This is a genomic window from Blastococcus mobilis (assembly GCF_900188025.1).
Classification (GTDB): domain Bacteria; phylum Actinomycetota; class Actinomycetes; order Mycobacteriales; family Geodermatophilaceae; genus Blastococcus_B; species Blastococcus_B mobilis.
The window spans coordinates 44,234-59,949 of the sequence record NZ_FZNO01000027.1; the positions used below are offsets into that span (position 1 = coordinate 44,234).

At 71.1% G+C, this 15,716-nt stretch carries 15 protein-coding genes; 11 read left to right on the forward strand and 4 right to left on the reverse strand.

Features of this window, described 5'->3' with window-relative positions:
* Positions 1 to 57 precede the first annotated feature (57 nt).
* Together CHB94_RS20000 and CHB94_RS20005 are read left to right on the forward strand one after the other, a co-directional pair.
* Positions 58 to 1,746 carry a long-chain-fatty-acid--CoA ligase gene (locus CHB94_RS20000; protein ID WP_217899395.1) on the forward strand — a complete coding sequence of 563 codons (1,689 nt, stop codon included), beginning with the start codon at positions 58 to 60 and terminating at the stop codon, positions 1,744 to 1,746.
* On the forward strand, positions 1,743 to 2,561 hold the full coding sequence (locus tag CHB94_RS20005; protein WP_089338319.1) for an enoyl-CoA hydratase/isomerase family protein: 819 nt from the start codon (positions 1,743 to 1,745) through the stop codon (positions 2,559 to 2,561). The genes CHB94_RS20000 and CHB94_RS20005 overlap by 4 nt, the downstream gene beginning before the upstream one ends.
* Positions 2,562 to 2,638: 77 nt before the next feature.
* Here the strand turns inward: CHB94_RS20005 and CHB94_RS20010 are convergent, their stop codons facing one another.
* Positions 2,639 to 3,622, reverse strand: a complete 984-nt coding sequence (locus CHB94_RS20010; protein WP_089338320.1) for a carboxyl transferase domain-containing protein — start codon at positions 3,620 to 3,622, stop codon at positions 2,639 to 2,641.
* A 20-nt stretch (positions 3,623 to 3,642) separates the two neighbouring features.
* Here CHB94_RS20010 and CHB94_RS20015 point away from each other — a divergent pair, with 20 nt between their 5' ends.
* The 7 genes from CHB94_RS20015 to CHB94_RS20045 all read left to right on the forward strand — a co-directional run bounded on the left by CHB94_RS20015 (position 3,643) and on the right by CHB94_RS20045 (position 9,816).
* Positions 3,643 to 3,828: a hypothetical protein gene (locus CHB94_RS20015; protein WP_089338321.1), complete on the forward strand. Its 186-nt coding sequence runs from the start codon at positions 3,643 to 3,645 to the stop codon at positions 3,826 to 3,828.
* Positions 3,825 to 4,421 carry a PaaI family thioesterase gene (locus tag CHB94_RS20020; RefSeq protein WP_089338322.1) on the forward strand — a complete coding sequence of 199 codons (597 nt, stop codon included), beginning with the start codon at positions 3,825 to 3,827 and terminating at the stop codon, positions 4,419 to 4,421. The genes CHB94_RS20015 and CHB94_RS20020 overlap by 4 nt, the downstream gene beginning before the upstream one ends.
* Before the next feature lie 75 nt (positions 4,422 to 4,496).
* Positions 4,497 to 5,687, forward strand: a complete 1,191-nt coding sequence (locus CHB94_RS20025) for a thiolase family protein (RefSeq protein ID WP_089338323.1) — start codon at positions 4,497 to 4,499, stop codon at positions 5,685 to 5,687.
* A 24-nt stretch (positions 5,688 to 5,711) separates the two neighbouring features.
* Positions 5,712 to 6,632: a crotonase/enoyl-CoA hydratase family protein gene (locus tag CHB94_RS20030; protein WP_089338324.1), complete on the forward strand. Its 921-nt coding sequence runs from the start codon at positions 5,712 to 5,714 to the stop codon at positions 6,630 to 6,632.
* Entirely contained in the window at positions 6,622 to 7,776 is a 1,155-nt protein-coding gene (locus CHB94_RS20035) for an acyl-CoA dehydrogenase family protein (RefSeq protein WP_089338325.1), read from the forward strand. Before CHB94_RS20030 ends, CHB94_RS20035 begins: the two co-directional genes overlap by 11 nt.
* 9 nt (positions 7,777 to 7,785) lie before the next feature.
* Positions 7,786 to 8,817: a phosphotransferase family protein gene (locus CHB94_RS20040; protein WP_089338326.1), complete on the forward strand. Its 1,032-nt coding sequence runs from the start codon at positions 7,786 to 7,788 to the stop codon at positions 8,815 to 8,817.
* Between the two features lie 210 nt (positions 8,818 to 9,027).
* Positions 9,028 to 9,816, forward strand: a complete 789-nt coding sequence (locus CHB94_RS20045; protein ID WP_089338327.1) for a crotonase/enoyl-CoA hydratase family protein — start codon at positions 9,028 to 9,030, stop codon at positions 9,814 to 9,816.
* Positions 9,817 to 9,946: 130 nt separating this feature from the next.
* On the opposite strand, the gene CHB94_RS20050 is transcribed toward CHB94_RS20045, so the two are convergent.
* The 3 genes from CHB94_RS20050 to icmF form a co-directional block, all read right to left on the reverse strand.
* The gene (locus CHB94_RS20050) at positions 9,947 to 10,714 is read right to left on the reverse strand and encodes a helical backbone metal receptor (RefSeq protein ID WP_089338328.1); all 768 of its coding nucleotides are present in this window, start codon (positions 10,712 to 10,714) and stop codon (positions 9,947 to 9,949) included.
* Positions 10,711 to 11,217, reverse strand: coding sequence for a MarR family winged helix-turn-helix transcriptional regulator (locus CHB94_RS20055; protein WP_089338329.1), 507 nt, complete (start codon positions 11,215 to 11,217; stop codon positions 10,711 to 10,713). Before CHB94_RS20055 ends, CHB94_RS20050 begins: the two co-directional genes overlap by 4 nt.
* Positions 11,218 to 11,317: 100 nt before the next feature.
* Positions 11,318 to 14,563: a fused isobutyryl-CoA mutase/GTPase IcmF gene (gene icmF, locus CHB94_RS20060; protein WP_089338330.1), complete on the reverse strand. Its 3,246-nt coding sequence runs from the start codon at positions 14,561 to 14,563 to the stop codon at positions 11,318 to 11,320.
* Positions 14,564 to 14,694: 131 nt separating this feature from the next.
* On the opposite strand from icmF, the gene CHB94_RS20065 reads away from it, so the two are divergent.
* Positions 14,695 to 15,546: a 3-hydroxybutyryl-CoA dehydrogenase gene (locus CHB94_RS20065; protein ID WP_089338331.1), complete on the forward strand. Its 852-nt coding sequence runs from the start codon at positions 14,695 to 14,697 to the stop codon at positions 15,544 to 15,546.
* Positions 15,547 to 15,563: 17 nt separating this feature from the next.
* Positions 15,564 to 15,716: acyl-CoA dehydrogenase family protein (locus CHB94_RS20070; protein ID WP_141137575.1), on the forward strand; the 153-nt coding region annotated here is incomplete at its 3' end.

Sequence of the window (15,716 nt, forward strand, 5' to 3'; positions counted from 1 at the left end):
CCTGGGCCGGTGCCGGTCTACGGTCCTGACCAAACTCACCCCACACCCGGAGGCACGATGAACGCTCCGACGCCAGTCGGCACCCGGTACTCCCCCGCGAGCGCCCGGCTACCTGCTCCGGTGCTGCCCGGCCTGATGATGAACGTCCAGCTGACCACGCAGCTGCTGCACCGCCGCCTGCTGGAGGTGAACGGCGACCGTGAGCTCGTCTCGGTGCAGGAGGCCTCCGGCGCCGCCCGCACCCAGTCCTTCCGGGTGACCGCTCTGCGCGCGGGGCAGCTCGCCGCGGCTCTGGCGCGTCTCGGCGTCCGGGAGGGCGACCGGGTCGGCACCTTCTCCTGGAACACCGCGGAGCACGTCGAGGCGTACTGGGGCGTGATGGGCATGGGCGCCGTCCTGCACACCATCAACTTGCGGCTGCACACCGACCAGATCGCCTACACCGTCCGCCACGCCGAGGACCGCGTCGTCCTGCTCGACGCCAGCCTGGCCGAGCAGTTTCTGCCAGTGCTCGAACGCTGTCCGGACGTGGAACACGTCATCGTCTTCGGCACCCTGCCCGAGGGCGTGGAAGTGCCCGGCGCACTGAGCTACGAGGCGTTGCTGGCTGCCGAGTCCCCGGACTTCGCGTGGCCCGACCTGGACGAGCACGCCGCGGCGTCGCTGTGCTACACCTCCGGCACCACCGGTGACCCCAAGGGCGTGCTGTCCTCGCACCGCGCCGTCGTCCTGCACGCAATTCTGATGGCCGGCACCGAGGTCTACCGGATCACCGCCGAGGATCGGGTGCTGTCGCTGGTTCCGCTCTTCCACGCGATGGGCTGGGGACTGCCGTTCGTCGCCTCCGCGGTCGGTGCGGACCTGATCCTCCCGGGCCGGTTCCTCCAGCCGGAGCCGCTCGGCCGCATCATCACCGAGCACCGCGCGACCTGGTCCGCCGGCGTCCCGACCCTCTGGATGGACCTGCTCTCCCACGTCGACTCCCCCGCCGGGGCGGACGTCTCTCTGACGTCCCTCCGCCGGGTGATCTCCGGTGGCACGCAGGTGCCGACGGAGATGATGCGCGAGTACCAGCGCCGGTTCGACGTCGAGGTGGTGCAGGGCTGGGGGATGACCGAGATCTTCCCCGGAGCGACAGTCAGCCAGGACCTGCCGGACGCGCCCGGGGAGGAGCGCTGGCACCGGCGCAGCCTGGCCGGCCGGGTGAGCCCCCTCTACCAGGTCCGGATCAGCGACCCCGAGCTCGGCGTCCTCCCCCAGGACGGGGGGTCCGCCGGCGAGGTGGAGGTGCGCGGACCGGCGGTGGCCAGCGGCTACTACAAGGCCCCCGAGGTGACCTCGGAGAAGGTCACCGTGGACGGCTGGCTGCGCACCGGCGACGTCGGCACCCTGGACCAGCAGGGTTGGCTGCAGATCCGCGACCGCGCGAAGGACGCCATCAAGTCCGGTGGCGAGTGGATTCCCTCGGTCGACCTGGAGAACGCCTTGATGGCCCACCCCCGGGTGCGGGAGGCCGCCGTGGTCGGGCGCCCGGACGCGCGGTGGAGCGAGCGCCCGCACGCCTTCGTCGTCACCGACGGGCCGCTGGACGAGGAGGAGCTGCGGGACTTCCTCGCGGAGCGGGTGGCGAAGTGGTGGATCCCCGACAGCTTCGACCGGGTCGACGCGATCCCGCGCACCAGCACCGGCAAGTTCGACAAGCTGGACCTGCGGAAGCGCCTGATCGGCATGGGAACCGGAGCGTGACCGCCGACGCGCAGGACGCCGTCCTGCTGGACCGGCCGGCCGACGGCGTCCTCCAGGTCACCCTCAACCGGCCGGAACGGCTGAACGCGATGAACGGCTCGCTGGTGCACCGGCTGCACAAGGTCCTCGACGAGGTGGCCGCGGACCGGGACTGCCGGGCCGTCGTGCTCACCGGCGCGGGACGCGGGTTCTGCGCGGGCCTCGACCTCGGGGGCTACGGCGACCCGGAGCGCGAGGAGCGGATGGGCCTGCCGCTGGCGACCCTCGACCGGCAGCAGGAGATCGCCCGGTTGACGCAGTGCCTGCAGACCCTCCCCCACCCGGTGATCGCCGCGGTGAACGGCCCCGCGGCGGGCGGCGGGCTGGCGCTGGTCCTGGCCGGCGACATCCGGATCGCGGCCCCCGAGGCCGTCTTCGCGGTCTCCTTCATCCGGGCCGGCTACTCGGCGTGCGACATCGGCGTCTCGTGGCTGCTGCCGCGCATCGTCGGTGCGGGTCACGCCCACGAGCTGATGCTCACCGGCCGCCGCTTCGCGGCCGACGAGGCCGAGCGCATCGGCATGCTCCACCGCGTGGTGCCGCAGGACGCCCTGTTGGACGCGGCGCTCGCCAAGGCCGCCGAGATCGCGCTCAACCCGCCTGCGTCGGTCAGGCTCACCAAACAGGGCATGTGGGCGGCCCTGGAGATGCCGACCCTCGCGACGGCCATCGAGTTCGAGAACCGGCAGCAGGTCATCACCGCGCTGACCGAGGATGCTGCCGAGGCCCGGTCCGCGTTCCTCGAGAAGCGCGTACCGGAGTACCGGTACCGCTGAGGCGCTCCGAGCCTCCCGGAACACGACAGGGGCCGGGCAGCGCCGCCGCCGGAGGTGAGGGCGGCGCTCCCCGGCCGTCACCAGTCGTCGATGTAGCTGCGCCCGGTGCGCTCCGTCGGACGAGCGGCCGACAGGACCTGGGAGACGATCCACCGGGTGTCGGCAGGATCGATCACGTCGTCGACCTCGTGCACGCTCGCGATGTTGAGCGCCTTGCCGTGCTCGTAGAGCTCGTCCACCAGCTCCTGGTAGCGGCGCTGCCGGGCGGCGGGGTCCGCGATCGCCTCGAGCTCCTTGCGGTAGCCGAGTCGGACGTACCCCTCCAGGCCCATTCCGCCGAACTCGCCGGTCGGCCACGACAGCGTCTCGAGCGGCGCCTTGAGGTCGCCCCCTGTCATCGCCATCGCGCCGAGTCCGTAGCCCTTGCGGAGCACGACCGCGACGACGGGAACCTGCAGGTTCGCGCCCGCAAGGAACAGCTGGCCGAAGCGCCGCACGGTCGCCGTCTCCTCCGCCGCGGGCCCGACCATGAAGCCGGGGGTGTCCACCATCGAGACGACGGGCAGAGCGTGCGCGCCGCAGAGCTGCAGGAAACGGGCCGCCTTCTCGGCCGCGGGCGCGTCTATCGCCCCGCCCAGATGCTGCGGGTTGTTCGCTAGGAGCCCGACCGCCCGTCCACGGATCCGCGCGAAGGCGGTCAGGATGCCGACCCCGAACTCCGGGCGCACCTCGAGCAGCGATCCGACGTCGGCGACCAGCTCCATGGCCCGGCGCACGTCATAGACGCGGAGCCGGTTCTCCGGGACGACATGGCGCAGCAGCCGCTGGTCGTGCTCGGCGTACTCATCGTGCGACGTCTCCAAGATCTGCAGCACATACCTTCGCGCGACGGCCACGGCCTCGGCCTCGTCCTCGGTCAGGACGTCGATGACCACACCGCAGGACAGACTTGGACCGGCCTCGACACACGTCTGAGCGACGGAGAAGTCGACCTCGTGGAGCAGACCGAGGTGGCCGTCAGCAACGCGGTGACAGCGCTCGCCGGCGTCGGAGGGGAGCATCGGGGCTCGTCTCCCTCGACGTGTACGTCGTCGGCCTGGACGAGGCCAACGTCCAGGACGTCTACCGCGGCATCGGCCGGGCGGCGAAAGCAGCCGGTTTCGGCGCCGTGCTCATCACCGTTCTCGGTGTCGCCGCGCTGGCCGTTCCGGGCGCCCGGGTCGAGGCCAAGGCAATGGGCGTGCCCGTGACGGAGGCCGGGGTGTGACCCATCCCGGAAGCTCGCCACTCGACGAGCGCGGGACACCCCGGGCCGAACTCGCACAGGCGACCCGCGCCCTGCAGGACGAGGTCCGCGGCACCCGGATCGATGGCCGGCGGGCCCGGGAGCTCGCGGGGATCGTCGCCGAGGTGGCTCGCGAGCTCCGCGACTCCGGAGCCGACGACGAGGTGGGACGCCTCCACATGGGTCCCGGGCCGGTCAACCGCGGACAGACGCTCAGCCCCGTCTACAACGTGGACACCTGGGACGGCCGGCGGATGCAGGGGACGGTCACTTTCGCCCGCTTCCACCACGGCTCCGTCGGCACCGCGCACGGCGGTGCGATCGGACTCTGGGCCGACGACGTCCTGGGCCGCCTCAGCCGGGAGCTGAGCGAGGGACGCGCCCGGACCGCCTGCCTGCACGTGCAGTACCGGGCCTCCGTGCCGGTCGGTGCACCCGTCTGGTTCACGGCCTGGGCAGACGACGCCGACGGGCGAAAGCGCGAGCTGCACGCGACGCTCGAGGACGACGGGACCGCCCTCGTGACCGTCGATGGCCTGTTCGTAGAGCCGCGCATCCCCCTGAACGGCCACTAGGAATGCGACGTCGCTTGCCAACGGCGCGCTCGACTGCTTCCATTGGCTAAACGAACGTTTAGTTAGGACTCGCCCATGACCAGCGCCGTGATCGTCGATATCGTCCGCACCGCGTCCGGCCGGGGGAAGCCGGGAGGCGCCCTGTCCGGCGTGCACCCGGCCGACCTCCTCGCCACCACCATCCGGGCGCTCATCGAGCGCACGGGCGTCGACCCCCAGCTGGTCGAGGACGTGGTCGCCGGCTGCGTCGGCCAGGTGGGCGACCAGACCCTCAACATCGCCCGCACTGCGGCGCTGGCCGCGGGTCTTCCCGAGCACGTGCCCGGCGTGACCGTCGACCGCCAGTGCGGATCGAGCCAGCAGGCCGCCCACTTCGCCGCGCAGGGCGTCATCGCCGGCGCGTACGACGTGGCGATCGCGTGCGGCGTCGAGTCCATGAGCCGGGTGCCGATGTTCTCCAATGTCGCCGACGGCGACCCGCTCGGCCCCCTTGCCGTCCGCTACCCGGAGGGGCTGCCCTCCCAGGGCTACGGCGCCGAGCTGATGGCCGCCCGCTGGGGACTCGACCGCACGGACCTGGACGAGTTCGCCGCCCGCTCCCACCGCCTCGCCGCCGAGACCGCGGCCGCCGGCGGCTTCGACGACGAGATCGTCCCCATCGAACTCTCCGCCGAGGACGGGACCGTGCAGCTGCACAGCGTCGATCAGACCGTGCGCCCCTCGACCACCGTGGAGGGGCTGGCCGGTCTCCGCTCGTCGTTCCACGACGAGGCCATGGCCGAGAAGTACCCCGAGATCCAGTGGCACATCACGCCAGGCAATTCCTCGCCGCTGACAGACGGAGCGTCCGCGGCGCTGATCATGAGCGAGGCGAAGGCCGAGGCCCTGGGGCTGCGTCCCCGCGCCCGCTTCCACACCTTCTCGGTCACCGGCAGCGACCCCGTCCTCATGCTCTCGGGCGTCATCCCGGCGACGCGAAAGGCGATCGAGCGCTCCGGCCTCCGCCTCGACGACATCGACGCCTTCGAGGTGAACGAGGCGTTCGCCCCTGTGCCTCTCGCCTGGGCCAAGGAGCTGGGCGTCGAGATCGACCGCGTCAACCCGCGCGGCGGCGCCATCGCCCTGGGCCACCCCCTCGGCGGCTCCGGAACCCGGCTGATGGCCACCCTGGTCAACCACCTCGAGGCGACCGGCGGCCGCTACGGCCTGCAGACGATGTGCGAGGGCGGCGGCATGGCCAACGCCACCATTCTCGAACGGCTCTGAGCGCGGAGCGGACAGGAGAACCGAGTGAGCGTCGTCCAGCTGGACGTCAACGAGGGCATCGCCACCATCACCCTCAACCGGCCCGAACTGCTCAACGCCTTCACCGACGAGATGGAGGTCGGCCTCGTAGAGGCGTTCGACCGCACGGACGCCGACGACGACGTGCGGGCCGTCATCCTGACCGGCGCCGGGCGCGGCTTCTGCGCCGGCATGGACGTGAGCGACGGCGACGCCGCCTTCGTGAACTGGCGGACTTCCGGCACCGCCCCGGAGGGCACCACGTACGAGGTCCCCGGCGAGTCCATGCCGATGCGACGCGACGGTGGTGGCCGCGTGGTACTGCGCATCTACTCGTCGCTGAAGCCCGTCATCGCGGCGGTCAACGGACCGGCCACCGGTGTCGGCGCGACCATGCTGCTGCCCTGCGATGTCCGGCTCGCCAGCGAGGACGCCCGGTTCGGCTTCGTCTTCAACCGGCGCGGGGTCGTGCCGGAATCGTGCTCCTCATGGTTCCTGCCCCGCGTCGTCGGCATGCAGACCGCACTGGAGTGGGTGCTCACCGGCCGCGTCTTCCCGGCGACCGAGGCGCTCGAGCAGAAGCTGGTCCGCACCCTGCACGCCCCCGGCGGCCTGCTCGATGCCGCCCGCGCCCTGGCCCGCGAGATCGCCGACAACACCGCCCCAGTCTCCGCGTCGCTGGCCCGCCGGATGCTCTGGCGGATGCAGGAGGCCGCCCACCCCATGACCGCCCACCAGGTCGAGACGCTGGCCATCAATCTCCGCGGCGTCAGCGCCGACCTGCAGGAAGGATTCACCGCCTTCCTCGAGAAGCGCTCTCCTGTGTTCCCCGATCGGGTGGGTACCGACCTGCCCGACATCTTCCGTTCGATGCCCGAGCCGGCGTTCGACCCGGCGGTCCTGAAGGAGTACCACCGTGAAGCGTGACCTGTACACGGCGGACCACGAGGCATTCCGGCAGGTCGTCCGCGAGTTCGTCGCCCGCGAGGTGACGCCCAATCTGGAGCGGTGGGACCAGCAGCGCCTCATCGACCGCGACGTCTGGCTGGCCGCAGGGAAGCAGGGCATCCTCGGCCTCACCGCGCCCGAGCACCTCGGCGGGGCCGGAGGCGACTACCGCTTCCGCATGGTCGTGCACGAGGAGCTCGGCAAGGCGTTCGCGAGCTCGCTGGCCTCCTCCTTCTCCCTCCAGGACGACATCCTCATCCCCTACGTCGTGGAGCTGGGTACCGAGCAGCAGCAGCAGCGCTGGCTGCCGCCGATGATCGCCGGGGAGCTGATCATGGCGGTGGCCATGACCGAGCCGGGCACCGGCTCGGACCTGCAGGGCATCCGCACCTCCGCCGCCAAGGTCGACGGTGGCTGGGTGGTCAACGGCGCCAAGACGTTCATCACCTCCGGCATCCAGTCCGACGTGGTCATCACCGTCTGCCGCACCGACCCCGGAGGCGGGCCCCGCGGGTTCACTCTGCTGGCCGTCGAACGCGACTTCGCCGGGTTCACCCGTGGCCGCAAGCTCGACAAGGTCGGTCTGGACGCCCAGGACACCGCCGAACTGTTCTTCGAGAACGTCTTCGTCCCTGACGCCAACGTCCTGGGCGAGGTCGGAGGCGGATTCGCGCAGCTCAAGCGCATGCTGCCCCTCGAGCGGCTCTCGATCGCGGCCTGGGCGGTCGGCCTGGCGTCCGCGGTGCTGGCCGACACGGTCGAGTACACCAAGGCCCGGACGGCGTTCGGGCAGCCGATCATCGACTTCCAGAACACCCGCTTCGAGCTGGCGGAGATGACCACGGAGCTCAACGTGACCCGGTCATTCATCGACCGGGCGATCGAGGCGCACAACGCGGGTGAGCTGAGCGATGTCGACGCCGCCCAGGCCAAGTGGTGGGCCGCGGAGATGCAAAACCGGGTCGTCGACCGCTGCGTCCAGCTGCACGGCGGCTACGGCTTCATGCTGGAGTACCCGGTGGGGCGGGCCTACCGCGACTCCCGCGTGCAGAAGATCTTCGGCGGCACCAACGAGATCATGAAGCACATCATCGGCCGCAGCATCGCTGCGGGACGGGTCTGAGGGGCCCCGGTGACCGAGGCGACGGCGAAGTCGGAGCTGGTTCCGACCGACCGGCTGGCTCCGGCGCTGGTGGAGGCAACGGGCGACCCCGGCTGGTCCGACGTCCGTGCGCAGCTGATCAGCGGCGGCAAGTCGAACCTGACGTTCCTGCTCACCAGCACCGCCGGCGAGATGGTGCTCCGTCGTCCACCGACCGGCGCGCTGCTTCCCAGCGCCCACGACATGATGCGCGAGGCACGTATCCAGTCCGCGCTGGCCGGGACGCCCGTGCCGACGGCCCCCATCGTGCTGGCCGACCCAGGCGGCTTGATCGGCATCCAGTGCTACGTCATGGGACGGGTGCACGGGCACGTCATCCGCGACACCATGCCCGACGGGTACGCCGTCACCCAGGAGGAGCGGCGCGCGCTCTCCTTCGGCTTCGTCGACACCCTGGCGGCGCTCCACCAGGTCGACCAGGACGCCGTGGGGCTCGGCGACTACGGCCGCCCCACCGGCTTCATGGAGCGGCAGGTGCGCCGGTGGTCCGGTCAGTGGGAGAAGTCGCGCACCCGCAACGTGCCCGAAGTCGAGGAGCTGGGACGCCGACTGGCGGCCCGGATACCGGTGCAGCAGGCGGCGACCATCGTCCACGGCGACTACCGCATCGACAACGTCGTCCTCGACTCGGTCGATCCCGGCCGTGTGAAGGCGGTGCTCGACTGGGAGCTGTCCACGCTCGGCGACCCGCTCGCCGACCTCGGCATGCTGCTGCTGTTCTGGCGACACGCCGGGGAGCCCGACGTCTCCTCGCTCACCCCCGGGGTCACCCAGCTCCCGGGCTTCCCCACCCGCGCCGACGTGGTCGAGCGGTACGCCGCCGCCACCGGCACCGACCTCGGCGAACTCGGCTTCTACACGGCCTTCGCGCACTTCAAGTTCGCCGTCATCGCCCAGGGTGTCTCGGTCCGCGCCAGCGCGGGCGCCATGGGTGGCCAGTCGTTCGGGAACCTCGACCGCGAGGTGCAGGCCGTCGCGGCGGCCGGCCTCGACCTCCTGTGACGCGACAGGGAGCAGCTCTGGACCTCGCCCGTGGCGCAGCAGACCCGCGAGGGCAGATGGGTGTTCATGCGGTCCGACGCCTTTCCCGCACCGGCCACGGCCGCGCCGACACCGCCGGTGCAGCGCCCGCTGCACGCCGGCACCTGAGCCACTCATGCCGCACGGGTGCTCCCCCGCCCCGCGCCACGACGACCCAGTGGATGTGAACTCATGAACGACAGCGCAGCTGCGATCCTCGAGAAGCGCGACGGTGTCGCGATCCTCACCTTGAACCGGCCTTCGGCCTTGAACGCCGTCAACGCCGACCTCGCCGGGTCCGTTGGCGCGGCGCTGGAGGAGATCGAGCAGGACGACGGCATCCGGGCCTGCGTCGTCACGGGTGCCGGCCGGGCCTTCTGCGCGGGGGCCGATCTGAAAGCCATAGCTGCCGGCCTGGACGTCGGCGCGCCCGGCCACCCCGAGTGGGGTTTCGCCGGCCTCGTCGAGCACGAGATCTCCAAACCGCTCATCGCCGCCGTCAATGGCTTCGCACTCGGCGGCGGGACGGAGATCGTTCTCGCGAGCGACCTCGCCGTCCTGGCCGACGATGCCGCACTGGGCCTGCCCGAGGTCAAGCGTGGGCTGTTCGCGGCGGCCGCCGGACTGATCCGCCTGCCCCGCCAGCTGCCCGCCAAGCTGGCCATGGAGCACGCCCTGACCGGCCGGCCCATCGCGCCGGCGGTCGCCGAACGGTACGGTCTCGTCAACCGGGTGGTTCCGGCTGCAGAGGTGCTCGACACCGCCCTCGGCCTGGCAGCAGAGATCGTCGCCAACGCGCCGCTGGCCGTGCGCGCATCCAAGCGTCTGGTGCGGGCCGCCACCGGCGCCGGCACCGACTGGGACAGGTCGGTCTACGCGCTCCAGGAACGGGAGATGGAGACTGTCTTCTCCAGCGCGGACGCCCGCGAGGGAGCCACCGCCTTCGCGGAGAAGCGGCAGCCGGTGTGGAGCGGCTCCTGACCAGGGGGACGGGGTTCGTGTGCCCCTCAACAGGGGCCGAACCGAGCCGCATCATGCGCACGAGCGACGTCCTCCCCGGCGGTCGGAGCGCACGCCGCCGGGTTGGTCGCGCGACCCATGAAGGACGAGGTCAACGCTCGATCTGCCTCAGCAGCCGCTCCCGTGCCGTCGCCAGCGACGGTCCGTACCACGTGATGTCCCGCCCGGACACCAGCACGGTGCGCACTCCCGGAAAGGCTTCGGGGCCGTCGTGAGGGCTGAAGACGTAGGGCTCGTCGGGCAGCACCACCAGCTCTGCGCCGGCCCGGTGGAGGTCGGCGAGTTCCACGCGGGGATACCGCTCCACGCTCGCGCCGTACACGTTCCGTAACCCCAGGCGTGCGAGCAGATCGCCGGTGAACGTGCGGCTGCCCACAACCATCCACGGGTCGCGCCAGACCGGGACCACGACCTGGGCCGTCCGCTTCGGCGCCGGTCGCGCCCACTCGCGTGCCGCAGCGGTGAGCCAGGCCGGTTCCTCGACAGCGAGCACCTCGGTGAGCAGTCGGCGCATCGACCGCAGCGCCTGATCGAGCGACTCGATGACGGTCACCCAGACCGGGATACCGGCCGCCCGCAGGCGTTCGACGTCCAACCGACGGTTCTCCTCCTGGTTGGCCACCACGAGCTCCGGGGCGAGCGCCGCGATGGCCGCCCGGTCAGGGTTCTTCGTACCGCGCACGCGTGGGACGTCCAGATCGGCGGGGTGGGTGCACCAGTCGGTGGCGCCGACCAGCCGCCCGGGCACGGTGAGCGCCAGCGCCTCGGTCAACGAGGGGACGAGCGACACGATCCGCCGCGGCGGCCGGTCGAGCGCCACCGGGGTCCCCAGGTCGTCCGGCAGGGGCACCGAGGTCATGGTTGGAAGTCTCCGGCTTCCCGGCGCACGTCCCGCAGGATCTCCACGAGGGTCCGCATCGGGGCGCTGGTCATTTCCGGCCGGCCGAAGACCAGCCGGTTGAGCCGCTCGGTCCCCTCGGCGGCCACAGCACGGCCCGCGTCGGTTATCTCCACCAGGACGGCGCGGCCGTCGCCCGGGTGCGGGCGGCGCACCACCAGCCCGGCTGCCTCCAGCCGGCCGGCGGCGTTGGTGACGCTGGCCGGGTGGACCTGCAGCCGTGCGCCCGCCTTCGCCATCGGAAGGCCACCGTTGCGCGTGAACGACAGGAGCATGAGCAGCTCGTAGCGGGCGAAGCTCAGCTGCATCGGGCGCAGGACGTCGTCCACCCGGGCCTGCACGATGGCCTGGGCACGCATGAGCGAGGTGACCGCCGCCATGCCGTCCGCAGCCTCGGTCCACCCGCGCTCGCGCCACAGCCGGGCTGCTTGCCCCACCGGGTCGAACGGGAGCGGTGGCGTCATCAGGAGCTTCTCCCCACCTGCGGCAGCTGCAGGGAGAAGACAGCCGTGCCTCCGGGCGGGCCCACCGTCACGGGGACGCGCCCTGCCGCCGCTGCGTCGGTCACACGTTGCGCCGGTACTGGCCGCCGACCTCGAAGAAGGCGTCGGAGATCTGCCCGAGAGAGCAGGACTGGACGGCGTTCATGAGTTCGGCGAAGACGTTGCCGCCGTCCATGGCGACCTGCTGGAGGCGGGCCAGCGCGGCGGGCGCCTCGTCGGCGTGCCGGGCGTGGAAGTCGGCCAGCCGTTGCAGTTGGGACTGCTTCTCCGCCTCGGTGGCGCGGGCGAGCTCGACCGGCTGCGGCGGCGCCTCGTCGCGGTGCGGGTCGAGGAAGGTGTTGACGCCGACGATGGGCAGGCTGCCGTCGTGCTTGCGGTGCTCGTAGAGCATCGACTCGTCCTGGATGCGGCCGCGCTGGTACCCGGTCTCCATGGCACCCAGCACGCCGCCGCGCTCGGCGATCCGGTCGAACTCGGCCAGCACCGCCTCCTCCACCAGGTCGGTGAGCTCCTCGATGATGTAGGAGCCCTGCAGCGGGTTCTCGTTGCCGGCCAGCCCCCACTCCTTGTCGATGATCATCTGGATCGCGAGCGCGCGGCGGACCGAGGACTCGCTGGGGGTGGTGACCGCCTCGTCGTAGGCGTTGGTGTGCAGGCTGTTGGCGTTGTCGTAGATCGCGCACAGCGCCTGCAGCGTCGTGCGGATGTCGTTGAAGTCCATCTCCTGGGCGTGCAGCGACCGGCCGGAGGTCTGCACGTGGTACTTCAGCTTCTGCGACCGTTCCCCCGCCCCGTACTTCTCCTTCATCGCGACCGCCCAGATCCGGCGGGCCACCCGGCCGATCACCGAGTACTCGGCGTCCATGCCGTTGGAGAAGAAGAACGACAGGTTCGGCGCGAAGTCGTCGATGTCCATCCCGCGGGCCAGGTAGGACTCCACGTAGGTGAAGCCGTTGGCCAGGGTAAACGCCAACTGGCTGATCGGGTTCGCCCCCGCCTCGGCGATGTGGTAGCCGGAAATCGACACCGAGTAGAAGTTGCGCACCGAGTGGTCGATGAACCACTGCTGGATGTCACCCATGCAACGGAGCGCGAACTCGGTGGAGAAGATGCAGGTGTTCTGGCCCTGGTCCTCCTTGAGGATGTCGGCCTGCACCGTGCCGCGGACGTTGGCCAGCACCCAGGCGCGGACCTCCTCGGCCTCGGCCGCGTCCGGCTCGCGACCCTCTTCGTCGCGGAAGGCGTCGAGGCGCTGGTCGATGGCTGTGTTGAGGAACATCGCGAGGATCGCCGGTGCCGGCCCGTTGATCGTCATCGACACCGACGTGCTCGGCGCGCACAGGTCGAAGCCGGAGTACAGCACCTTCATGTCGTCCAGCGTCGCGATCGAGACGCCGGACGTGCCGACCTTGCCGTAGATGTCCGGCCGCAGATCGGGATCACGGCCGTAGAGCGTCACCGAGTCGAACGCCGTCGACAGGCGGGTCGCCTCGCCGCCGGCCGACAGCATCTTGAACCGCCGGTTGGTGCGGGCGGCGTCACCCTCGCCGGCGAACATCCGGGCCGGCGCCTCTCCCTCCCGCTTGAACGGGAACACTCCCGCCGTGAACGGGAAGAAGCCGGGCAGGTTCTCCCGGCGCAGGAAGCGCAGCAGCTGACCCTCGTCGCGGATGTGGGGCACCGAGACCCGGCGCACCTGGTTGCCCGAGAGCGTCGTGCGGGTCAGCGCAGTGCGGATCTCCTTGTCCCGCACCCGGTAGACGTACTCGTCGCCGGAGTAGTCCTCGACCCGGGCCGGCCACTGCTCGAGCAGCTCGCGCGCCTCGGGCAGCAACTCGCGGTCGGCGTCGTCCTGCAACTGGCGCACCCGAGCCGCGGTGACGTCGTCGCCGAGCAGCGCGGCGGTGGTGCGCACAGCCTGACGCCGGCTCGCCACCTCGGCCTGCGCCTCGGTTGCGGCGTGGTAGCCGCGCACCGCCTCGGCGATCTCGGCCAGGTAGCGGGACCGGGACGAGGGGACGATGCTGGACAGGCCGGAGGAGGCGCGGACGTCGACCCGCGGCAGCACACCCGCCCCCGCCGGCAGCCCCTTGGCCGCCAGCAGCTCCTTCAGTTCCTGGTACAGGGCGGTGACGCCGTCGTCGTTGAACCGCGCCGCGCTGGTGCCGAACACCGGCATCTGCTCCCACGGGACACCGAAGGCCTGCCGGTTGCGCACCATCTGCCGAGCCACGTCCCGGCGGGCGTCCTCCGCGCCGCGTCGCTCGAACTTGTTGACCGTCACGACGTCGGCGAAGTCGAGCATGTCGATCTTCTCCAGCTGCGACGCGGCGCCGAACTCCGGCGTCATCACGTACAGCGAGACGTCCGAGAACGGGACGATGGCCGCGTCCCCCTGCCCGATGCCCGGCGTCTCCACGATCACCAGGTCGTAGCCGGCCGCCTTGACCGCGGCCAGGATGTCGTCCAGGTGCTCGGGAACCTGCGCGCCGGCCGTGCGAGTGGCCAGGGAGCGGAAGAACGTCCGTCCCGCCCCGCCCGTCTCCAGGGCGTTCATCCGGATCCGGTCACCCAGCAACGCCCCGCCGCCGCGGCGTCGGGTCGGGTCGATCGCCAGCACCGCAATCCGCAGCTTGTCCTCCTGATCCAGGCGCAGCCGGCGCAGCAGCTCGTCGGTCAACGACGACTTCCCCGAACCGCCCGTACCGGTGATGCCCAGCACCGGCACGGTGCGACCGGCCGTCGCCGCCCGCAGCTGCTGGGCCAGCTCCGGGGAGCGGCCGGCCTCGAGGACGGTGATCGCGCGGGCCAGCGCCGCGGGGTCGCCGGTGAGCACCGCGTCGACGTCCGGCCCCGCGACGGTCAGGTCCCTGTCGCAGGCACGGATCAGCTCGTTGATCATGCCCGGAAGCCCGAGCCGCTGCCCGTCCTCCGGCGCGAAGATCGTCACGCCCCGCTCGCGGAGCAGAGCGATCTCCTCCGGAACGATCACTCCGCCACCCCCACCGAACACCTGCACGTGTCCGGCGCCGGCCTCGGCCAACCGCTCCACCAGATAGCTGAAGTACTCGACGTGCCCGCCCTGGTAGGACGAGATCGCTACTCCCTGCACGTCCTCCTCCAGCGCCGCCCGCACCACGGTGTCCACGCTGCGGTCGTGCCCGAGATGGACTACCTCCGCGCCCTGGCTCTGCAGCAGCCTCCGCATCACGTTGATCGCAGCGTCATGTCCATCGAACAGGCTCGCCGCGGTCACGAACCGCACCGGATGGAGGGGGACGTGCAGGTCAGACGGCGTGCCAGGCATGCCACTCCCAGGAGATACGACACCGCCGTGGCGACCCGACGACGGTGAGTTAGTAGGACGTCCATGTAACCTACCGCAACTACTAGGACGTCCAACTATCTACACGGGTCCGGTCGAGGGGAACAGCTGGCATGCACCGAATCGCAGTCATCGGCGGCGGCACCATGGGCGCTGGGATTGCGGAGGTCTGCGCCCGGGCCGGTTCGCGGGTCGTCGTCGTCGAAGCCGCGCCCGACGTGATCGAGCGCTGCCGCGCCCGGATCGACACCTCACTGCAGCGCGCCGTCCGGGCCGACAGGATCACCGCCGCCGAAGCCGCGGCGGCTCTGAGCCGCATTGACCTGGCAACCGACCTCGGAGCCGCGGCCGAGGCCGACCTCGTCATCGAGGCGGTCCCGGAGGTCGAGGAGCTCAAGCTGGACCTCTTCCGTCGACTCGACGCTCTCCTCGGTCCCGACGCGATTCTGGCCTCGAACACGTCCTCCATCCCGCTGGTGAAGATGGCCAGCGTCACTGGACGGCCCGACCGCGTCGTCGGCGTGCACTTCTTCAACCCGGCGCCGGTGCTGCCCCTGGTGGAGATCGTGGCCAGCCTGCTCACCTCGGATGACACCTTGCTCGCGGTCACCGACTTCGCCGAGAAGCGGCTGGGCAAGACCACCATCCGCTCGCAGGACCGTGCCGGCTTCATCGTCAACGCGCTGCTGATTCCGTATCTGCTCTCCGCGATTCGGATGCTGGAGTCCGGTTTCGCGAGTGCGAAGGACATCGACGCCGGCATGGTGCAGGGCTGCGCGCATCCGCAGGGCCCACTTGCGCTGGCGGACCTGATCGGCCTGGACACCACCGCCGCGGTGGCGCAGTCGATGTACGAGGAGTTCAAGGAGCCGCTCTACGCGCCTCCCCCACTGCTGCTGCGAATGGTCGACGCCGGCCTGCTCGGCCGCAAGACGGGCCGCGGCTTCTTCCCCTACCCCCGCTGACCTCGAGGAGCACGACCGTGACGCACCCTGGGCTGTACGCCCTCACCGAGGAGCACGAGGCGATCCGGGCCGCGGTCCGGGAGATCGCCGAACGGGAGATCGCCCCCTACGCCGCCGAGGTGGACGCCGAATCCCGCTATCCGGTCGAGGCGCAGAAGGCGCTGACGGCC